This window comes from Acinetobacter sp. WCHA45, from assembly GCF_002165255.2.
Taxonomy (GTDB): Bacteria; Pseudomonadota; Gammaproteobacteria; order Pseudomonadales; family Moraxellaceae; genus Acinetobacter.
In genome coordinates this window covers 1904586-1924610 of record NZ_CP028561.1, presented here as the reverse complement: position 1 = coordinate 1924610, position 20025 = coordinate 1904586, and the positions used below count along the sequence as shown (strand labels likewise).

The following is a 20025-nucleotide window of genomic DNA, read 5'->3' as shown; positions in this document are numbered from 1 at the left end:
ATATGAAAAGTTTTAATCAAAAGGTTGCTGCAATTACAGGTGCAGGTTCTGGAATCGGTCAACAACTTGCAATTTTATTAGCTCAGCAAGGCGCTGATTTAGCTTTGAGCGATGTGAATGATCAAGGTTTAGCTGAAACATTATCTTTAGTAAAACAGTATCCTGTGAAAGTCACTTTAACCAAATTAGATGTTTCTCATCAGCAAGCTGTACGTGAATGGGCGGAGAATAGTTTCAAAGATCATGGCAAAATCAATTTGATTTTTAACAATGCTGGCGTTGCATTAGCAAGCACCGTAGAAGGTATGAGCTATGAAGAAATGGAATGGATTTTTAATATTAATTTTTGGGGTGTTGTCTACGGCACAAAAGAGTTTTTGCCTTATTTAAAGCAAAGTGGTGAAGGGCATATCATTAATATTTCTAGTTTATTTGGACTCACTGCTCAACCTTCTCAAAGTGCTTATAACGCAACAAAGTTTGCAGTGCGCGGTTTTACCGAATCATTACGTCAAGAATTAAATATGCAAAATAATGGTGTCAGTGCGACTTGTGTGCATCCAGGTGGTATACGAACCAATATCGCTAATAGTGCTCGTATGAGTGACAGTATTCGTTCTTTGGGTATGAACCCTGCAAAGGCTAGTCGATCATTTAATAAAGTTTTGAAAACCCCACCTGAAGAAGCTGCAAAAATCATTTTAGAGGCGGTCAAACAGGACAAAGCTCGAATATTGATTGGCAATGATGCCAAAATTTTAGATTTGATTCAGCGGATTACACCAACTCATTATTCTCAAGCATTGGATTTTTTAACCAAAAAAACTTCGAAAAAAAGTTAAAATATTCTTCAACCTAAGGATGCTCATTTAATTTGTGTGAGCATCCTAGTTAATTCATTTCAAGTTGAATTATCATCTATCATTATGTTTTATATGTAGAAAGTAAAATACTTGTTTCACTATTATAAATACCTGAAATATTTCGAATTCGTTCGAGTGCCTTGTCAAAATTTTCTAAACTGTCGGACTGTAATTCAACCAAAATATCCCATTTCCCGTTTGTAGTATGCAGGCGTTCAACGGCTGATTCTAGGCGTAATTCACGAATAACCGCTTGCGCTTTGGTTCCCTCCACCATGATATTCATCCACGCCCGAATAATATTTTTCTCCACATTAGGGCGAAAGCGTACAGTATATCCCGTGATGATACCCGTCGATTCCATGTATTCAATTCGTTTTTGCACAGTCGCTCTAGAGACTCGTGTTTTTGCAGCCAGATCTGTAATTGAGATCCGAGCATTATCTTTGAGTAAACCTAAGATAATATGATCAATATTGTTCATTTTGATACTTACTATTAGCAAATTGATAAAAATTAATTCATTTTAATCATTGTAAAGAATTTTGTGAATCAATTTGATTCTTAATAATAATCAATATACGAAGCCCCAAACATTTTTTTCGAATGAATCAAGAGATCTATGTTGACACGGAACGATGGGGTGAGCGGAAACCTTTGCAGTAAGGGAATCTGTAGATAACAGGGACAATTAATTAATTAAGGAAAAGATGATGTCTTTATCATATGCGGCTCAAAATGGTAGTGCTTGGCAAACCTTTCTCACTCAAGTAGATCGTGTAGCACCTTATTTGGATGCCGACCTCAGCAACTTTATCAACACACTGAAAACACCAAAACGTACGCTAATTGTTGATGTGCCAATCGTGATGGATGACGGCACAATTCGTCATTTTGAAGGCTATCGCGTACAGCACAATCTCTCTCGTGGTCCTGGTAAAGGTGGTATTCGTTATCACCAAGATGTTGAATTGAATGAAGTCATGGCGTTATCAGCATGGATGACCATTAAAACTGCGGTGCTTAATCTCCCATTTGGCGGCGCAAAAGGTGGTATTCGTGTTAACCCTAAAGAACTTTCAACACGTGAATTAGAGCGTTTAACTCGTCGTTTTACCAGTGAAATTAGCCCAATTATCGGCCCACAAATTGATATTCCTGCACCTGATGTTGGTACTAATGCCAATATCATGGGTTGGATGATGGATACTTATTCAAGTATTAAAGGTCACACGGTTACAGGTGTTGTAACTGGAAAACCTGTGCATTTAGGTGGTTCACTCGGCCGTGTTCGTGCAACAGGTCGTGGCGTATTTGTTACAGGTATGCAAGTTGCAGAGCGTATCAAATTACCTATCGAAGGCAGCAAAGTTGCGGTTCAAGGCTTTGGTAACGTTGGTAATGAAGCTGCTTATTTGTTTAATCATGCAGGTGCAAAAATTGTTGCTGTGCAAGATCACACAGGCACAATTTTTAATGCTGAAGGTTTTAACGTAAAAGCATTACAAAAGCATGTTGCTGAACAGGGTGGCGTGAAAGGTTTTGCTGAAGCGACTGTGATCTCGGATGAAGAGTTCTGGGATGTCGATATGGATATTCTGATTCCAGCAGCATTGGAAGGTCAGATTACGGTTGAACGTGCACAAAAACTCAAAGCGAAAATTGTACTTGAAGGTGCAAACGGACCAACTTATCCAGAAGCAGATGATGTATTCGTTAGCCGTAACATTACTGTAGTTCCTGACGTAATTTGTAATGCGGGTGGTGTAACCGTCAGTTATTTTGAATGGGTTCAAGATATGGCGAGTTATTTCTGGAGCGAAGACGAAATTAATGAACGTCTCGACAAGCTGATGATTCAAGCCATGAGTGATGTGTGGAATACCGCAGCGCAAAAGGAATGTAGCTTGCGTACGGCAGCTTATATTTTAGCGTGTGAACGTATCCTCAAAGCCCGTAAAGAACGCGGTATTTTCCCGGGATAAACCATTCATAAAGTTAAAGCAAACGGCTCATTGAATATTCAATGAGCCTGCATATCAAAACAGGAAGTGAGTAAATAAAATGAGCGAAGTCGCAATTACACGTAGCAATTTTAATGATTGGATGGTGCCTGTTTTTGCTCCAGCAAATTTCATTTTGGTTCGTGGTGAAGGTTCTCGTATTTGGGATCAAAACGATAAAGAATATATCGATTTTGCAGGTGGTATTGCGGTTAATGCTTTAGGTCATGCCCATCCAGTTGCGGTAAATGCTTTAACAGAACAAGCTCAAAAACTTTGGCATATTGGTAATGGTTATACCAACGAGCCAGTATTACGCCTTGCAAAACAATTGGTTGAAAGTACATTCGCTGACAAAGTATTTTTCTGTAATTCTGGTGCAGAAGCGAACGAAGCAGCATTAAAACTGGCACGTAAAGTTGGTTTACTCAGTGGTAATCCAAATAAAAATCATATTGTTGCATTTAAAAATGCATTCCACGGTCGAACTTTGTTTACCGTAACAGCAGGTGGACAACCTAAATATTCTCAAGATTTTGCACCTTTACCGGGTGGAATCGAGCATACGGCATTTAATGATTTAGATGCTGCTAAAGCTATTATTACTGAAAATACCTGTGCGGTGATCGTAGAACCGATCCAAGGCGAAGGTGGTGTGTTACCCGCTGACATCGAATTTTTGAAAGGCTTACGTGCATTGTGCGATGAAAAAGGCGCTGTACTGATTTTTGATGAAGTACAAACAGGCGTTGGCCGTACAGGTTCACTTTATGGCTACATGAATACTGGCGTAACCCCAGATATTTTAACGACGGCAAAGGCGTTAGGTGGTGGTTTCCCAATCGGCGCAATGATTACTACAGATCATTATGCCAATATGTATGCGGTGGGTGATCACGGTACGACTTATGGTGGTAATCCATTGGCTTGTGCAGTGGCAGGTGCGGTGTTTGAATTCATCAATACACCAGAAGTTTTAGACGGCGTTAAAAAACGTCATCAATATTTCATCGATGCTTTGAATAAAATCAATGCTGAATATGGTTTATTCAAAGAAATCCGCGGTCAAGGTCTATTAATTGGTTGTGTTCTGAAAGATGAATATGCAGGCAAAGCAAAAAATATCGTGACCTTAGCGGGTGAAGAAGGCTTGTTGGCATTGGTTGCAGGTACTGATGTCGTACGTTTCACCCCTTCACTAATTATTCCAATGGAAGATATTGACGAAGGTTTAAATCGTTTTGCTCGTGCCTTAGCACGCCTCTAAATCTTGTTGTGAGCATCTAACCATGATGATTGTTAGACATGCAGCGCATCGGGACTTAGATGATATTTATCGTTTAGCGCAAAGAGCAGGAGAGTCGGGCATTGGCTTGACCTCCTTACCAGAAAACAAAGAAATCTTAGCTGAACGTATTACACGTACGACTCAAACTTTAGCGGGCTTAACCGAAAAGTGTGAGGCAAGTTATTTGTTTGTTTTAGAAGATACCAGTATTCACAAAATTGTGGGTGTGAGTGCGATTGAAGTTGCAGTGGGGTTAAAAGAACCATTTTACAACTTCCGTGTAGCAAAACAGGTGCATGCCTCTAAAGCCTTAAATGTGTATAAGACTTTAGATACTCTTTTTTTAAGTAATGATCATACTGGTTGCAGTGAACTCTGCACTTTGTTCCTTGATCCTGAATACCGCAAAAACCAAAACGGTAAGTTTTTATCAAAAGTACGTTTTCTGTTTATTGCAGCGTTTCGTTCTTTCTTTGAAGAAAGATTGATTGCTGAGATGCGTGGTTTTTCAGATCAAAATGGACATTCGCCATTTTGGGATTCGCTCGGTTATCTATTTTTTGATATGGATTTTGCAGCTGCAGATTATTTAAGTGGTGTAGGACAAAAAGCGTTTATCGCAGAACTCATGCCGAGATTTCCAGTCTATGTTGATTTGCTGACCTCAGAAGCGCGTGCTGTGATTGCTGAAGTACATCCGCACACATTGCCTGCGGCAAAAGTGCTGATGTCAGAAGGGCTTAAATATCAGGGTTATGTGGATATTTTTGATGCAGGACCAACACTGGAAGCCAATACCGCTGAACTACGTGCAGTCAAAGAGAGTCGTTTGCTCAACGTTAAAATCACTGAGCAAGTTGAAACGACAGAAACTCATTTTTTGGTTGCGAATGACCAATACCAAGATTACTGCGTATTGTTGATCAATAACAAAATCACTGAAAGTGACACTTTGCACATGACAGCAGCACAAGCACAAGCACTGAATATTGCTGAACACGATCAAGTACGCGTTTTAGCATTAGAAAAAATGGAGAAGAACTAATGTCACAAGGTGCATTATTAATTGATGGTGCTTGGATCCAAGGACAAGGAACCGCATTCAGTAAAACCAACCCTGTTAACAATCAGCAAATTTGGGCAGGTCATGAAGCCAGCCAAGCTGATGTTGAGCAGGCATGTCTTGCTGCTCGTCAGGCATTTCCTGCTTGGGCACGTATGCCGTTAGAAGATCGTATCGCAATTATTGAACGTTTTGCGAGTCTACTTGAGCATAATAAAAATGAATTGGCTCAAGTGATTAGTCAAGAAACCAGTAAACCACTTTGGGAAACATTGACCGAAGTGCAATCTATGGTTGGCAAAGTCGCGATTTCAATTCGTGCTTATGATCAACGTACGGGTTTCAGTGAAACTAGAATGCCAGATGGTATTGCTTCACTACGTCATCGTCCACATGGTGTTTTGGCTGTATTTGGTCCATATAACTTCCCAGGTCATTTGCCAAATGGTCATATTGTTCCTGCATTGATTGCAGGCAATACCGTAGTGTTTAAACCAAGTGAACTTACCCCTTGGACTGCGGAAGAAACGGCAAAGTTATGGCAGCAAGCAGGTTTGCCGAATGGCGTATTGAATATCGTACAAGGTGGGCGTAGTACAGGTGAGGCACTTGCTGCGGCTGAACAAATTGACGGTTTGTTGTTCACAGGCAGTGCCAATACAGGCTATCACTTGCATAAGCAAATGGCCGGCGCGCCTGAAAAAATCCTTGCTTTGGAAATGGGTGGCAATAATGCCCTCATCATTGACGAAGCAACTGATATTGATGCGGTCGTGAATTTAGCGATTCAATCGGCTTTTGTTTCGGCAGGACAACGTTGTACTTGTGCACGCCGAATCATTGTCAAGCACGGTGTAAATGGTGATGCCTTCATTCAACGTTTTGTAGAAGTCGCGAAGAATCTAGTTGTTGGTGAGTGGAATGCTGAACCACAACCATTTATGGGGGGAGTGATTTCTTCTCGTGCGGCTGAACAAATGTTAGTAGCACAAACTAAACTGATCGATTTAGGCGCAAAACCATTATTAGAAATGACACGTCCACAAGCAGACAGTTCATTGTTGACAGCAGGTATTTTAGATTTAACACAGGTCGATGGTATTCCTGATGATGAATACTTCGGTCCATTGACGACAATTTATCGCTACAACACTTTTGATGAAGCATTAAGCATCGCCAATAACACTCGCTTTGGTTTGGCGGTTGGTTTGGTTTCACCTGATCGCAATTTATTTGATCGTGTGTTGATTGAAGCACGTGCGGGTATTGTGAATTGGAATAAACCATTGACTGGTGCTTCAAGTGCAGCACCATTTGGTGGAGTAGGTGCTTCTGGCAATCACCGAGCGAGTGCCTTTTATGCAGCAGATTATAGTGCTTGGCCAATGGCATCATTAGAAAGTGATAACGTGACGCTTCCTGCAAAATTATCACCGGGCATTGTGCTCTAAGACGGATCGCATCGGGACACATGGAGAATAAAATGTCTGGTTATGAAATCAATTTTGATGGTTTAGTTGGTCCTACGCATCATTATGCGGGCTTATCATTTGGTAATGTGGCTTCAACTAAAAACCGTAATAATGCATCAAATCCTAAGCTTGCGGCAAAACAAGGCTTGAAGAAAATGAAAGCCCTTGCAGACTTAGGGCTTAAACAAGGCGTGTTTGCACCACAAGAGCGTCCGCATGTACCAACATTGCGTCGTTTAGGCTTTACGGGTAGTGATATTGATGTGATTGCTCAAGCCATGCGTACTGCGCCTGCTTTATTATCATCATTGAGTTCAGCTTCATCAATGTGGACCGCGAACTCGTGTACGGTATCACCATCGGCTGACAGTGCTGACGGGCGGATGCATTTTACTGCTGCAAACCTAAATAATAAGTTTCATCGATCAATTGAGCATCATACAACGACTCGTATTCTTCAAGCGATGTTCAAGAATGATGTATATTTCGCACATCATGAAGCATTGCCAGAAGCTGCTTTATTTGGCGATGAAGGTGCAGCCAATCATAATCGTCTAGGCGGTGCTTATGATCAGGCTGGTGTGCAAGTTTTTGTTTACGGTCAACAACAACTTGGTGGTACGGTTGCACCACAAAAATTCCCTGCACGTCAAACACGTGAGGCGAGTGAAGCGATTGCGCGTTTACATCGGTTAGATGCAAATCGTACTGTATTTATTCAGCAAAATCCTGACGTGATTGATCAAGGCGTATTTCATAATGATGTGATCGCCGTGAGTAACCAACAGGTGTTGTTCCATCACCAACATGCATTTTTAAATCAAGCTGCAGCCTTAGATGAAATTCGTCACAAGATGGCCGAAATTGAACAAGAGTTTATTTCGATTGAAGTACCTGAAAGTCGAGTGAAGGTTGAAGATGCCGTTTCAACTTATTTATTCAATAGTCAAATCTTAACCCGTGCTGATGGTGGCATGAGCATTGTTGTACCAGAAGAATCTCGTCAGAACTCAGCCGTTTGGAGTTACTTAAATGACATGATTCAAATGGGAACACCAATTGACGACATTAAAGTATTTGATCTGCGTGAAAGTATGCGGAATGGCGGCGGACCTGCATGTTTAAGACTTCGTGTTGCTGTAAACAAAGCTGAGTTGAATGCAGTCAATCCAAACTTGTTCATGAATGATGCTTTGTTCAAAACACTGAATCAGTGGGTGGATCAGCATTATCGTGATGAGTTAACGCAGGATGATTTGGCTGATCCAAGTTTATTGATTGAGAGCCGTACTGCGCTAGATGAACTCACTAAGATTTTAAATTTAGGCTCGGTTTATCACTTCCAAAGATAAAACAGCAGAGAACAGCTTTTAAGGATGAAAGTACATGGTTGATCTACTCGCGTTGACTTTAGCGCAACAGGAACCCGAGCAAATGCAGGGTGAAACAGTTGAGTTTACATGGCAATGGCTAGGTGAAGGGTTACTGCAATGTACACCTAAAACAGCGTATAGAAAAACCATGGTGCTTTCTGCTGGAATTCATGGTAATGAAACAGCACCGATTGAATTATTGTCTCGCATCATTAGTGACCTATTTGCTGAGCATTTAAAATTAGCGGTGCGTGTACTCTTTGTTTTAGGTAATCCTAAGGCAATTCGACAAGGTGTTCGTTATCTCGAAAATGATATGAACCGAATGTTTTGTGGTGCATATCAGCAGTTAGCACAAGATGATGAAACGCATCGAGCAGCACAATTAGAACAGTGTACTTCAGAGTTTTTTGAGCAAAGTCAGTTTGAAGCACAGCGCTATCATTATGATATGCACACTGCAATTCGTGCATCATTACTGCCTGTATTTGCATTATTTCCCTATCAAACACAGCCCTATGATGACTTCCTGATTCAAAGTTTGAATGCTGCAGATTTGGATGCTTTGGTGTATCACAATGCGGTTGGAAAAACCTTTACTCATTTTACTGCTGAACAATGTCAAGCGGCGAGTATTACCTTGGAGTTAGGCAAAGCAAAGCCTTTTGGTCAAAATGATTTAACTGAATTTGCGAGTACCGATCAGGTTTTACGTGCGGTACTTTCAGAGCAGGCTTTGCCATGTAGACAGAAGCCAAGTATTCGCCAATTTAAGGTGGTGGACTCCGTTCTAAAGCAGAGTGACGATTTCCAATTGCAATTAAGTGCTGATGCACCTAATTTTTCAACCTTTCAGAAAGATGAGGTGATTGCAACTCAGCAAGCAGGCAATTATGTCGTCGATAATCAACAAGTTTGGATTTTATTTCCAAATCCAAATGTGAAGATGGGCTTGAGAGCTGGACTGGTTTTAAAGGAAATTGGATAGCATACACATACATCGACTTTTAAAAAATGGATGTGATAAGGAATAGGCGTAAATGGAGTTTGAATATGGATGTTCAGTAGAAAACAAAAGATCGGAAAAAATATCCATTCGATATTCATTTTTATGAAGTGGAAAGCAAGGACAGGTTGTCATAAAAAGATAGTTGGAGTGATCGTGTATGATTAACAATATGGAAGTGGGTAAGCCGCTAAAACGTGCCATGACGAAACGTCATTTGGTGATGATTTCATTAGGTGGTGCAATTGGAACGGGCTTATTTTTAGGCTCAGGTGATGTGATTTCACAGGCAGGTCCCATTGGTGCGATTCTCTCTTACCTGCTTGGTGGTATCATTGCCTACATGGTGATGCTGTGTTTAGGTGAGTTGGCAGTACAGATGCCAGTTTCGGGTTCATTTGGTGAATATGCCAGAACCTATATTGGACCAGGCACGGGCTATATGATCACATGGTTGTATTGGTTGACGTGGACTGCAACATTAGGTACTGAATTCACAGCTGCAGCTTTACTCATGCAGGAGTGGTTTCCTTCCATATCCATGTGGACATGGACCTTATTATTTGCAGCACTGGTCTTTACGCTGAATGTGAGTTCCACTCGGTTATTTGCTGAGTCGGAATTTTGGCTATCTTTGGTTAAAGTTCTCACCATTATCTGTTTTATTGCATTGGGCCTAGCCGCTATTTTTGGCTTGATCTCCTATCATGGTCATGAGTCAGCACCGCTGTTTAGTAAATTGACCGAGCATGGTTGGTTCCCAAATGGTATTTACCCAATTTTTGCCACAATGCTGATCGTTAATTTTGCATTCTCTGGTACAGAACTGATTGGGGTTGCCGCAGGGGAAGCTGAAGAACCTGCGAAAACGGTACCGAAAGCAATTAATGCTGCAATTTGGCGTTTATTGATTTTCTTTGTTGGTACGATTGTGGTGATTTGTGCATTACTGCCTTATGAAATGGCAGGACTCAATGCAGAAGGCGTAAGTAATAGTCCATTTGTAACGGTATTTAATTACATCGGCATTCCATATGCAGAAGATATTATTCGTTTTGTGATTATTACTGCACTTTTATCGGCTGCCAACTCAGGCTTATTTGCTGCTTCTCGAATGATGTGGTCATTGTCAGCGCAGAATCAACTTCCTAAAGTGTTTGCTAAATTGACACGTTCAGGTACGCCAATTATTGCCATTATTGTCACCATGTTTGGTGCAATTCCTGGTTTATTATCTGAACAATTTGCGCCTGAAACCATTTTTAAAAATTTACTGGGTGTTGCTGCTTTTACTATGGTCGTGGTTTGGATCTCAATTTGCGTGAGCCAATTTAACTTCCGTAGACAATGGATTAAGTCTGGTAAAACCGTAAAAGACCTTCAATTTGCTGCACCGTTGTTTCCGTTGACACCAATTTTAGGTGGGGCCTTCTGTGTCATTACTTGTATTAGTATGGTGGCAGATCCTTCAATGCAAGTTGGTTTTGTCTGCTGTGTTCTATTTATCATCGCCTGCTATGCAAGCTACTATATGTTTTATAAAAACAAAGCTTAACTGTATAAGCTAATCTTTCATAAAAGACGAATCTATACTCAAAATCTTTGAGTTGAGATTCGTCTTTTTTACTTTAGGAAATGATCATTTGGCTGTTTATAAAATATAAAAAAACTTCAAATAGAAATGGTAAAAAAAAGAGCAAGTGCCTTAGCACTTGCTCTTTTTATTTGATTTGGGATATTTATTTATAGGTCAATATCGCTCTTCGAGTTTTAGAAGAAGCCAGCAGGTTTAGTCGAATAACTCACCAATAAGTTCTTGGTTTGTTGATAGTGATCTAACATCATTCTGTGGTTTTCACGACCAACGCCTGATTTTTTATAACCACCAAAAGCAGCATGAGCAGGATAGATGTGGTAACAGTTTGTCCAAACACGTCCTGCTTCAACTGCTCGACCAGCGCGGTATGAAGTATGTGCAGAACGAGCCCAAACACCAGCACCTAAACCATAGATGGTGTCATTTGCGATTTTGATGGCTTCATCAAAGTCTTTGAACGTTGTTACAGATAGAACTGGTCCAAAAATTTCTTCTTGGAAGATCTGCATGGCATTGTGTCCTTTGAAGACAGTTGGTTCGATATAGAAACCTTCACCCACTTCTTGTCTAGCACCACCACCTGTAAGAAGTTCAGCACCTTCTTCTCGACCCGTGTTAATACAACGTAAGATTTTTTCCTGTTGTTCTAGTGAAGCTTGAGCACCAACCATTGTTTCAGTATCAAGTGGGTGACCTACTTTAATACGTTTCACACGCTCAATGGCTTTTTCTAAGAACTTATCTGCAATACTTTCTTGAACTAATGCGCGAGAGGGACAAGTACAAACTTCGCCTTGATTGAGTGCGAACATTGCAAAGCCTTCAAGTGCTTTATCAAGAAAATCATCTTCTTGATCCATAACATCTTCAAAGAAGATATTTGGAGATTTTCCACCGAGTTCTAAAGTGACTGGAATAATATTCTCAGTTGCATATTGCATGATCAACTGTCCAACTTGGGTTGAACCTGTAAATGCAATTTTGGCAATACGAGGATTAGTGGCAAGTGGACGGCCTACTTCGACACCATAGCCATTCACAACGTTTAATACACCAGCAGGTAGAATATCTTGGATTAATTCTAAAACAAGTAGAATGCTTACAGGTGTTTGTTCTGCTGGTTTTAATACGACACAGTTACCTGCTGCTAGTGCAGGAGCAAGTTTCCATGCAGCCATGAGAATTGGGAAGTTCCATGGAATAATTTGTCCAACGACACCTAAAGGTTCGTGGAAATGGTAAGCAATTGTATCTTCATCGATTTCTGAAATGCCGCCTTCCTGTGCACGGATACAACCAGCAAAATAGCGGAAGTGGTCAATTGCCAATGGAATATCGGCAGCAAGTGTTTCTCGAACAGGCTTACCATTATCCCAAGTTTCTGCAACGGCAAGATATTCTAGATTTTGTTCTAGTCTATCAGCGATTTTAAGTAAAATATTTGAACGTACTGTCGGAGAGCTTTTATTCCACTCAGCTTTGGCTTTGTGTGCTGCATCTAATGCGAGTTCGATATCTTCAGCTGACGAACGCGGTACTTTTGTAAATACTTTGCCATCGACAGGAGAGATATTATCGAAGTATTCTCCTTTAATAGGTGCTACCCATTGACCGCCAATAAAGTTCTCGTATTGAGCTTTGAATTGAACTTTTGAATCAGGTTGATTAGGATCGACATAACGCATATATATATTCCTTTGCTTATAATTGATCTGTTAAGCATCTACAGCTTTGGTATAAGGTACTTTTGTACGCTATTTGATTAGCATATAACTGGGAAGGTTGGAGAAAGGTTGGAAATCGTGGTCATTAGTAAAGGATACACAAATGTTTACAAAACGAGACCTATTACAACAACGAACATCAATTGATCAACTTAAGCGACACAATAGTTTGTCGCCGCAAAGTGCTGAAATGCTAGGACAAAGTATTGCCAGTTCTTGGCAACGCTCAGCATCTTGTGCTATTCCAAAAGAGCGCTTGGCTGCACCTTTATTGGCACAACATAAGAAAGCAAAAACGACTTTAGATTTAGCCTTAGAAGTGTGCTCAAATGATCTCAGTCATATTGCTGCACAGTCATCTATGGTCATCGCTGTTGGAGATGTTGGGAGTACGATTATTTGGACCGCATCGAGCACGCAGATGCAAAGCGCGGCTGAAAAGGTACATTTTATTGCAGGCGGTCAGTGGGCAGAAGAAGAGGTCGGCACGAATGCCTTAGCGCTGTCTTTAAAGACTCAACAATCTAGTTGCGTGTTTTCAAATGAGCATTATATGGAATCAGTGCATGACTGGGTTTGTTATGCAGCGCCAGTGATTGATCCCTACTCCAAACAAGTGTTAGGTGTCGTGGATTTATCCACAACTTGGAAAAATCACAATACGCTCGGTGTATTGGCTGCTGAGCGTTGTGCATCTATTATTCAAACCGCTCTGATTGAACAGCAACGTCAGCGTTTATATATCCGCGCTTTTACTTCACCGCAAGTGATGTTTAATAATAAATCTTTGGTTTTAACGCCGCGTCAAATTGAAATTTTGGCAATTTTAGCGCTCTGTCCGAATGGTTTAAATTTAGAAAATTTACATCAAGCGCTTTATGGTGAGCGTAAAGTCAGTGTTGGAACGTTAAAGGCTGAGATGTCACAGTTACGTGATATTTTGGGCGGAATGCTAGGCTCAAGACCTTATCGCTTACTTGCAAATGTAGAAGCTGATTTCTTATATGTGGAACAAGCACTTGATTCGGGTTATATCGCCTCAGCATTACAATTGTATAAGGGTATCTTCTTATCAAAAACAGAAAGTCCTTTCCTATGCGCATGGCGAGATTGTCTTGAATCACGTCTCAGCGATATGATTTTTAAAACCAAAGAAATTGATGTATTACTGAAACATGTAGCTCATTTTCCTGAAGCAATTGATGCCGTTGAAAGATTAATTGAATTGTTACCCTTAGATCATCCTGCTCATCAATCGCTGAGCAAATTCAGAGATATGTCATAACTATAGCGGATCTAAAAAATAAAATTTTGTTTTATTATTCAATAATAATGGATGATATCTTTTGGGATGTCATTTAGCTGGCATTAGAAAAATTTGTCTAAAGGCATATCATCTAATCAAATTGAAAAACAATATGATTAGCTTAATTTAGTTCATAACCTTTAAACAATATAGCAGCGTTTGACCTTATCAAAGACACGGTTAATTTAGAAAAAATGATTCACAAGTTCGCTGAAATTTGATTCGATTATGGATGTTGATAAGCTCAATGAAATAAAAAAGGGAATACCTTTTGAGGGGTATTCCTAAAATTAAGTAAGCTAACGGTCGGAGAGATTCAGCTTACTTCTCGGGAAAAGCGTGGATTACAATGCTGCTTTAAAAATCTCAACAACTTGGGCATGCGTTGCTTTGCGAGGGTTAGTCAGCATACATGCATCTTTTTGAGCATTTTCAGCCATGATTGCAAGATCTTCAGTTTTCACACCAAGTTCATTCAAACCAGATGGGATACCGATTGAAGATGATAATTCCCGAATGGCGTCAATGGCTGCAAAAGCCGCTTCAGTTTCAGTAAGCCCTTCAGTATTTACACCCATAAGTTCAGCAATTTTTGCATAACGGTCTTGGCAAGAAATTAGATTGAACTCACATACATGAGGGAGCAATACCGCATTACATACACCATGAGGGAGATTATAGAATCCGCCTAATTGATGAGCCATGGCATGGACATAACCTAGAGATGCATTGTTGAATGCCATACCTGCGAGGTATTGTGCATAGCTCATTGCATCACGTGCTTCAATATTTTCACCATTTGCAACTGCAGGACGTAACCATTGGCTAATCATGGTAATGGCTTTTTCTGCACAGGCATCGGTGATTGGGTTTGCTGCAGTCGATACATAAGCTTCAACTGCATGTGTAAGTGCATCCATTCCCGTTGCAGCGGTTAAACCTGCTGGCTTTGCAACCATGAGTTTAGGGTCATCGATTGCAATCAATGGAGTGCAGCGCCAGTCAACAATTGCCATTTTTACGTGGGTATCGGTATTGGTAATAATACAGAAACGGGTCATTTCTGATGCAGTACCCGCAGTCGTATTAATCGCAATAAGTGGGGTCATTGGTACTGTACTTTTATCAATACCTTCATAGTCACGGATATGACCACCGCCAGCTGTGACGAGTCCAATCCCTTTTGCACAATCGTGTGATGAACCGCCACCTAAAGAGACAATAAAATCACAGCTATTGTCGTTATAGGCTTGTACACCATTATGTACATTGATGTCAGTTGGATTTGGTTCAGCGCCTGGAAAAATGTGGCTGTCAACGCCTGCATCTTTTAAATATTGTGCAATGGTGTCTGCAACACCAAATTTAAATAAGCCTTGATCAGTTACGATCAGTGCTTTTTTTGCACCAAGATTCTGTGCTTTCGCACCGATTTCTTTTGCACAGCCTGGTCCAAAAAGAGATACACAAGGGATGTAAAAACCGTTAGTTTGATCTGCAATATTTTTAAAAGCCATGGAGCGATTCCTTCTTCCATATTCCATTGTTTGTTATTCAGTGATCTCATCACTGTAGGCTCAGTATGCAAGGCTCAAAAATTTTTCCTACCTACCAAAAACCTACCAAGAAATGTCTCAGACTGTTTAAATGCAATAATATGAATTTTTATCTCGGCGCAATCGATGCATATTAGAAAATTAAATATCTGTATTTTTACTGAATATTAATGTTGTTAAATAATTGTTTTTTAATGTAATAAAGAGTAAATCTCACATTTTATTCACGGTTTTATCTTTATAAATTGTTTAGTCAATTTTGATAAAATCAAGAGGATAAAATGAAAGCTAAAACTTTATTTGGCATGGCAATATTGTCTGCTGCAATGACTGCTGCTGTAATACCAATGCAAGCAAATGCTGAAAAACCCTCTGCTGTCGATAAAATTGATGTGAATCAATATGCTGGAAAATGGTACGAGATCGCTCATTTGCCAATGTATTTTCAACGACACTGTCTAAGTGATACGACTGCTGTGTATACGCTTAATCCTGATAAAACCATCGGGGTCTTAAATAGCTGTAGAACTAAAACAGGGCAAATGGATAGTTCAGAAGGTGTGGCTTATTCTGCTAATAGTGGGAATAGTAAATTGAAAGTTAGTTTCTTACCTAAAGGTTTACGTTGGCTGCCATTTACGAAAGGCGATTATTGGGTTTTACGCGTAGATCCTGAATATAAAGTTGCATTGGTAGGCGGACCATCGACGAAATATTTATGGCTTCTTTCTAAGACACCAACAATTGATGACGCTACTTATAATTCATACCTTGAAACAGCGAAACAACAAGGTTACGACTTATCTAAGCTCATCAAAACTCCTCATCGGACACCATAAATTTTTAAAATTTAATCAGGTATCTCAGTTGGATACCTGATTTTTACTATTAATTTTAGCTTGTGATTTACATTTTTTAGAGCAATATTGAACTTCATTCCAACATCTTTCCCATTTTTTACGCCAAGAAAATGTGAGGTGGCAATTTAGACAAACTTTCTCGGGTAAATGTATTTTTTTATGCATTTTTAGAGTTCTTCGATTTGATTTTGAAGGTGGGAGGCACGTTTTAAAATACGATTTTGTTCAGATAATTCTAATTTATCCCATTGCTTATACATCATTGTCATCCGCGGATTTGAACTAAAAAAGACTCGATTTCGATGTAGAAAGTCCCAATATAAACTGTTGAATGGGCAACTATCATGATCAGTTTTGGTTTTTACATTGTAATGGCAGTGTTGACAGTAATTAGACATTTTATGAATGTAATTACCTGATGCTGCATAAGGTTTACTTGCAACAAGACCAGCATCTGCAAATAAAACCATTCCATGAGTATTTGGAAGTTGTACCCATTCAAATGCATCAGCATACACGCTTAAATACCATTCATTGACTTGCTTGGGTGAGATGCCATTCAGTAATGTGAAATTACCAATCACCATCAAGCGTTGAATATGGTGAGCATAAGCATTTTCCAAAGAGTTTCTTAAACATTCATGCATACATTGCATTTTTGTTTCAGCAGTCCAAAAATAGCTGGGCAAGTCTCTTTCAGCATTTAATTTATTGAGATCACGATAATTTGGCATACACAGCCAATAAATGCCGCGAATAAATTCACGCCAACCTAGTATTTGTCGAATAAAACCCTCAGCAGCGTTCAACGGAATTTGGTTATTGTAATAAGCTGATTCAGCAGCATCACAAACTTCTTTGGGTGACAGCAATCCACAGTTTAGGTAGGGAGAAAGGAGGCTATGAAACATATAATCTTGTTGGTTGACCATAGCATCTTGATATTGACCAAAATGGACTAATTGATGTCGGATAAAATAATCAAGGGCTTGAAGAGCCTGTTGACGTGTAGTTGCCCAGTTGAAATGATCAATTTGACCAATATGATCTTGAAACTCTGCTTTAACTAAAGCGATCACATCTAAATCAATCTGGTCATGAGTAAAATCTAAAGTAGGAGGGATAGCGGGGGTTCCATTCCACTTTTGACGATTATCACTATCAAAATTCCATTTTCCTCCAATTGGTTTATCCGCCTGCATCAAATAGCCTGTTTGCTGTCTTAACTTTCGGTAGAAAAACTCCATCCGTAGAACTTTGGCAGTTGAACTCCATTGTTTAAAAGCTTGAATCGAAGAGAAAAAACGATCGTCTATAAGGATTTGTATGGGAATGTTAAGTTCTTTTTCCCAACTATTTTCCATTTGATATTGTAAGCGGTATTCTCCACATGCGGTTATGACTAAACCTTTTGCCTCTTGTTTATCTAATTGAGACTTAAGAAATTGAAGAAAATTGTTTGTTGTTTTTGAACGGTCAAAAACTTGATAACGAACAGTCCATCCTTGTTGTTTAAGATGTTTGGCAAAATGTCGCATTGCACTAAAAATGAGTGCAATTTTCTGAGGATGATGTTTTACGTAAGTGGTTTCTTCAACCAGTTCTGCCATTAAAATCACATCTTCATGTTTATCAAGTCGTTTTAATGTGGCGATTTCTTCCGAGAGTTGATCACCTAAAATTAAACCGTAGCGCATAAGCTTTCACGCTTAAAAATTTGAATATAGTTTTTCGGTTGTAAAGTTCTTGTGAATACTGCAATTCTTTTTAATCGTATTAGATTGAGAGCTTTTAAATTAAGCAGCATGGGCACTTAAATAAACGGCTAAAACTTGAATATACATTATGAAATATTCTCAGTGAAGAAACAGGTGACATCAAATGCGCATCTAATTTTTGACCGCAACAATTACAGCTCAGCGTTGGTTGAATGACATTGCCACAGCTTTTGTGTGAGCTACATTAATCATCCAATTTTTTGGCATAGCCATTGCTTTATGCTGGTTGAAAAATATCTATGCCCAAGCTCTTGGAATAGATACAAAGTATTTTTCGTTTGTTTCTTTCTTGAAACATATTTCACGATATTTTTTGTATTTTTGGAGTGAAATCTTTTGCTTATCGCTATATTTCTGAGAATATATTTTTAAGTATGAAGTATATTTTATCGTTCTGATTTCAATAAAATTAGAATCTTTAAAATGCGACCTTTGCAAAAGCGGAAAAGGTTTAATAATTTGGATTGCACTAAATTGAGCTGTTTTTAATTTTTGCACCAAACTGGGATGAACTCACATTAGGTGAAATTGAATTTCATCATGCTGTGAGATTTTATTTTGACTCATAGCATCATTAAAAATAGCAAAGCCCTAATCTCTGTTATTTTTAGCATATTTTTATCTTTCAATATGTTTTTAAAAATATATCGATTTCTGAGGGAAGAGAGGTATGTCGATCAATATGAAAGCGATCCGTGTTTTATGTACTATCTTTGCTTGTAGCGTATTTTCTAGTAGCAATGTTTTTGCGAATGAGTCTGTAACGGTCTATGCCGCAGCAAGTTTGACCAATGCGGTGAATGAATTAGATGCAATCTACGAACAAAAAAATAAAGTTGAAGTAAAGACTTCTTATGCGGGTTCTTCAACGCTAGCTAAGCAGATTGAAGCAGGTGCGCCAGCTGATATTTTTATATCAGCAGATGTTCAATGGATGGATTATTTGCAAAAAAAACAGTTGGTATCGGCAAATGATCGCGTGAATTTATTGGGTAATCGTTTGGTAGTGATTGCTCCCAAAACTCGTCCAATCAAATTAAAAATAGATAAAAGTTTTGATTTCACTAGGGTTGCTCAAGGTAAATGGTGTACAGGTGATACCAAGAGTGTACCTATTGGGAAATATGCAAAGCAGGCTTTGATCTCGATCGGCTGGTGGGATAAGGTTTCAACTCGCCTAGTGGAGACAGAGGATGTACGTGCTGCCTTAAACTTTGTGGCTCGTGGTGAATGTCAGTTAGGGATTGTTTACGCTACTGATGCAGCAATCAGCAAAAATGTCGTCATCATTGGAACATTTCCAGAAAATACCCATCAACCTATTATTTATCCAATAGGTTTAGTAAAGAAGAATACAGAGTCAATGAAATTCTATAAGTTTTTACAAAGCAGTCAGGCAACAAAAGTATTTAAAAAATATGGTTTTAGTGTACTTAAGTAATTAAATGATGATTCTGACTCCTGAAGAACTTGAGGTGTTGCTATTGTCATCTAAAGTGGCAGCAACATGTCTGATTGTGAGTTTAATTCCTGCTATTTTGATTGCTTGGGTTTTGGCTCGAAAAGAGTTCTGGGGAAAATCACTATTTGAAACACTGGTTTTCTTACCTTTAGTGTTACCACCGGTTGTACCTGGTTATTTGTTACTTCAAATTTTTGGCAATCGAGGTATCTTAGGGCAATACCTAGCACCCTTGGGTTTAGAGTTTGCGTTTAATTGGAAAGGGGCTGTGTTGGCTTCTGCAGTGATGGGTTTTCCGTTATTGGTACAATCAATTCGACTCGCCATTGAACTGGTCGACCAGCGCTTAGAAATGGCTGCAAAAACCTTAGGTGCATCCTCTTTCGGGGCATTTATGCAGGTGACATTACCTCTTGCCAGTAGTGGTATTTTGGTGGGGAGCATTTTATGTTTTTGTCGAAGTTTGGGTGAGTTTGGTGCAACCATTACTTTTGTTGGCAATATTGCCAGTGAAACACGGACACTGCCTTTAGCGATGTATAGTCTGATGCAGCAGCCTGATACTGAAGCCGCAGTATGGCGATTGATTATTTTGTCTTTATCTGTGGCGTTTTTTGCGTTGTGGTTTGCGCAATGGTTCAATCGTTATCAAAAAAATAAGCGTGGGCATTAGC

17 protein-coding genes are annotated in these 20025 nt (G+C 39.4%); 12 read left to right on the top strand and 5 right to left on the bottom strand.

Going from position 1 to position 20025, the window contains the following annotated elements; genetic code table 11:
* Positions 1-2: 2 nt before the first annotated feature.
* Entirely contained in the window at positions 3-842 is an 840-nt protein-coding gene (locus CDG55_RS10665) for an SDR family NAD(P)-dependent oxidoreductase (RefSeq protein WP_087537215.1), read from the top strand.
* 82 nt (positions 843-924) lie between these two features.
* Here CDG55_RS10665 and CDG55_RS10660 read toward each other — a convergent pair whose 3' ends face one another.
* Entirely contained in the window at positions 925-1347 is a 423-nt protein-coding gene (locus CDG55_RS10660) for an Lrp/AsnC family transcriptional regulator (RefSeq protein WP_004660976.1), read from the bottom strand.
* A gap of 226 nt (positions 1348-1573) precedes the next feature.
* Here CDG55_RS10660 and CDG55_RS10655 point away from each other — a divergent pair, with 226 nt between their 5' ends.
* From CDG55_RS10655 to CDG55_RS10625, 7 genes are all read left to right on the top strand, one after another.
* A complete protein-coding gene (locus CDG55_RS10655) occupies positions 1574-2848 on the top strand; it encodes a Glu/Leu/Phe/Val family dehydrogenase (protein WP_087537214.1) in 1275 nt (424 codons plus the stop codon).
* A gap of 79 nt (positions 2849-2927) precedes the next feature.
* On the top strand, positions 2928-4133 hold the full coding sequence (locus CDG55_RS10650; RefSeq protein ID WP_087537213.1) for an aspartate aminotransferase family protein: 1206 nt from the start codon (positions 2928-2930) through the stop codon (positions 4131-4133).
* A gap of 22 nt (positions 4134-4155) precedes the next feature.
* Positions 4156-5199 (top strand): arginine N-succinyltransferase, encoded by a 1044-nt coding sequence (gene astA / locus CDG55_RS10645; protein WP_087537212.1) that lies wholly within the window; start codon positions 4156-4158, stop codon positions 5197-5199.
* Entirely contained in the window at positions 5199-6668 is a 1470-nt protein-coding gene (astD, locus tag CDG55_RS10640; RefSeq protein WP_087537211.1) for a succinylglutamate-semialdehyde dehydrogenase, read from the top strand. Before astA ends, astD begins: the two co-directional genes overlap by 1 nt.
* Positions 6669-6700: 32 nt before the next feature.
* The gene (gene astB, locus CDG55_RS10635) at positions 6701-8041 is read left to right on the top strand and encodes an N-succinylarginine dihydrolase (RefSeq protein ID WP_087537210.1); all 1341 of its coding nucleotides are present in this window, start codon (positions 6701-6703) and stop codon (positions 8039-8041) included.
* A gap of 34 nt (positions 8042-8075) precedes the next feature.
* Positions 8076-9050 (top strand): succinylglutamate desuccinylase, encoded by a 975-nt coding sequence (gene astE, locus CDG55_RS10630; RefSeq protein WP_087537209.1) that lies wholly within the window; start codon positions 8076-8078, stop codon positions 9048-9050.
* A 178-nt stretch (positions 9051-9228) separates the two neighbouring features.
* Positions 9229-10623, top strand: coding sequence for an amino acid permease (locus tag CDG55_RS10625; RefSeq protein ID WP_087537208.1), 1395 nt, complete (start codon positions 9229-9231; stop codon positions 10621-10623).
* Positions 10624-10838: 215 nt separating this feature from the next.
* Here the strand turns inward: CDG55_RS10625 and CDG55_RS10620 are convergent, their stop codons facing one another.
* Complete coding sequence (locus CDG55_RS10620; RefSeq protein WP_087537207.1) at positions 10839-12350, bottom strand: aldehyde dehydrogenase family protein; 1512 nt, start codon at positions 12348-12350, stop codon at positions 10839-10841.
* 142 nt (positions 12351-12492) lie between these two features.
* On the opposite strand from CDG55_RS10620, the gene CDG55_RS10615 reads away from it, so the two are divergent.
* Positions 12493-13674 (top strand): hypothetical protein, encoded by a 1182-nt coding sequence (locus CDG55_RS10615; RefSeq protein WP_005161443.1) that lies wholly within the window; start codon positions 12493-12495, stop codon positions 13672-13674.
* 365 nt (positions 13675-14039) lie between these two features.
* On the opposite strand, the gene mdh is transcribed toward CDG55_RS10615, so the two are convergent.
* Entirely contained in the window at positions 14040-15212 is a 1173-nt protein-coding gene (gene mdh, locus CDG55_RS10610) for an iron-dependent methanol dehydrogenase (RefSeq protein WP_087537206.1), read from the bottom strand.
* Positions 15213-15556: 344 nt separating this feature from the next.
* Between mdh and CDG55_RS10605 the strand changes: the two genes are divergently transcribed.
* A complete protein-coding gene (locus CDG55_RS10605) occupies positions 15557-16090 on the top strand; it encodes a lipocalin family protein (RefSeq protein ID WP_416333008.1) in 534 nt (177 codons plus the stop codon).
* A 24-nt stretch (positions 16091-16114) separates the two neighbouring features.
* Here CDG55_RS10605 and CDG55_RS10600 read toward each other — a convergent pair whose 3' ends face one another.
* Both CDG55_RS10600 and CDG55_RS10595 read right to left on the bottom strand, forming a co-directional pair.
* Positions 16115-16276 (bottom strand): DUF2256 domain-containing protein, encoded by a 162-nt coding sequence (locus CDG55_RS10600; RefSeq protein ID WP_081399873.1) that lies wholly within the window; start codon positions 16274-16276, stop codon positions 16115-16117.
* Between the two features lie 2 nt (positions 16277-16278).
* Positions 16279-17808 (bottom strand): cryptochrome/photolyase family protein, encoded by a 1530-nt coding sequence (locus tag CDG55_RS10595; RefSeq protein WP_087537204.1) that lies wholly within the window; start codon positions 17806-17808, stop codon positions 16279-16281.
* A gap of 751 nt (positions 17809-18559) precedes the next feature.
* Between CDG55_RS10595 and modA the strand changes: the two genes are divergently transcribed.
* Entirely contained in the window at positions 18560-19330 is a 771-nt protein-coding gene (gene modA, locus CDG55_RS10580) for a molybdate ABC transporter substrate-binding protein (protein ID WP_111313925.1), read from the top strand.
* 4 nt (positions 19331-19334) lie between these two features.
* Positions 19335-20024, top strand: coding sequence for a molybdate ABC transporter permease subunit (gene modB, locus CDG55_RS10575; protein WP_087537202.1), 690 nt, complete (start codon positions 19335-19337; stop codon positions 20022-20024).
* The last annotated feature ends 1 nt before the right edge of the window (position 20025 follow it).

Coding starts and splice junctions, on each gene's coding strand:
- CDG55_RS10620 (WP_087537207.1), bottom strand. CDS start 12,350: ATGCGTTATGTCGATCCTAATCAACCTGATTCAAAAGTTCAATTCAAA.
- CDG55_RS10665 (WP_087537215.1), top strand. CDS start 3: ATGAAAAGTTTTAATCAAAAGGTTGCTGCAATTACAGGTGCAGGTTCT.
- astD (WP_087537211.1), top strand. CDS start 5,199: ATGTCACAAGGTGCATTATTAATTGATGGTGCTTGGATCCAAGGACAA.
- modA (WP_111313925.1), top strand. CDS start 18,560: ATGTCGATCAATATGAAAGCGATCCGTGTTTTATGTACTATCTTTGCT.
- CDG55_RS10625 (WP_087537208.1), top strand. CDS start 9,229: ATGATTAACAATATGGAAGTGGGTAAGCCGCTAAAACGTGCCATGACG.
- CDG55_RS10600 (WP_081399873.1), bottom strand. CDS start 16,276: ATGCATAAAAAAATACATTTACCCGAGAAAGTTTGTCTAAATTGCCAC.
- astA (WP_087537212.1), top strand. CDS start 4,156: ATGATGATTGTTAGACATGCAGCGCATCGGGACTTAGATGATATTTAT.
- astB (WP_087537210.1), top strand. CDS start 6,701: ATGTCTGGTTATGAAATCAATTTTGATGGTTTAGTTGGTCCTACGCAT.
- modB (WP_087537202.1), top strand. CDS start 19,335: ATGATGATTCTGACTCCTGAAGAACTTGAGGTGTTGCTATTGTCATCT.
- CDG55_RS10660 (WP_004660976.1), bottom strand. CDS start 1,347: ATGAACAATATTGATCATATTATCTTAGGTTTACTCAAAGATAATGCT.
- CDG55_RS10595 (WP_087537204.1), bottom strand. CDS start 17,808: ATGCGCTACGGTTTAATTTTAGGTGATCAACTCTCGGAAGAAATCGCC.
- CDG55_RS10615 (WP_005161443.1), top strand. CDS start 12,493: ATGTTTACAAAACGAGACCTATTACAACAACGAACATCAATTGATCAA.
- astE (WP_087537209.1), top strand. CDS start 8,076: ATGGTTGATCTACTCGCGTTGACTTTAGCGCAACAGGAACCCGAGCAA.
- CDG55_RS10605 (WP_416333008.1), top strand. CDS start 15,557: ATGGCAATATTGTCTGCTGCAATGACTGCTGCTGTAATACCAATGCAA.
- CDG55_RS10650 (WP_087537213.1), top strand. CDS start 2,928: ATGAGCGAAGTCGCAATTACACGTAGCAATTTTAATGATTGGATGGTG.
- CDG55_RS10655 (WP_087537214.1), top strand. CDS start 1,574: ATGATGTCTTTATCATATGCGGCTCAAAATGGTAGTGCTTGGCAAACC.
- mdh (WP_087537206.1), bottom strand. CDS start 15,212: ATGGCTTTTAAAAATATTGCAGATCAAACTAACGGTTTTTACATCCCT.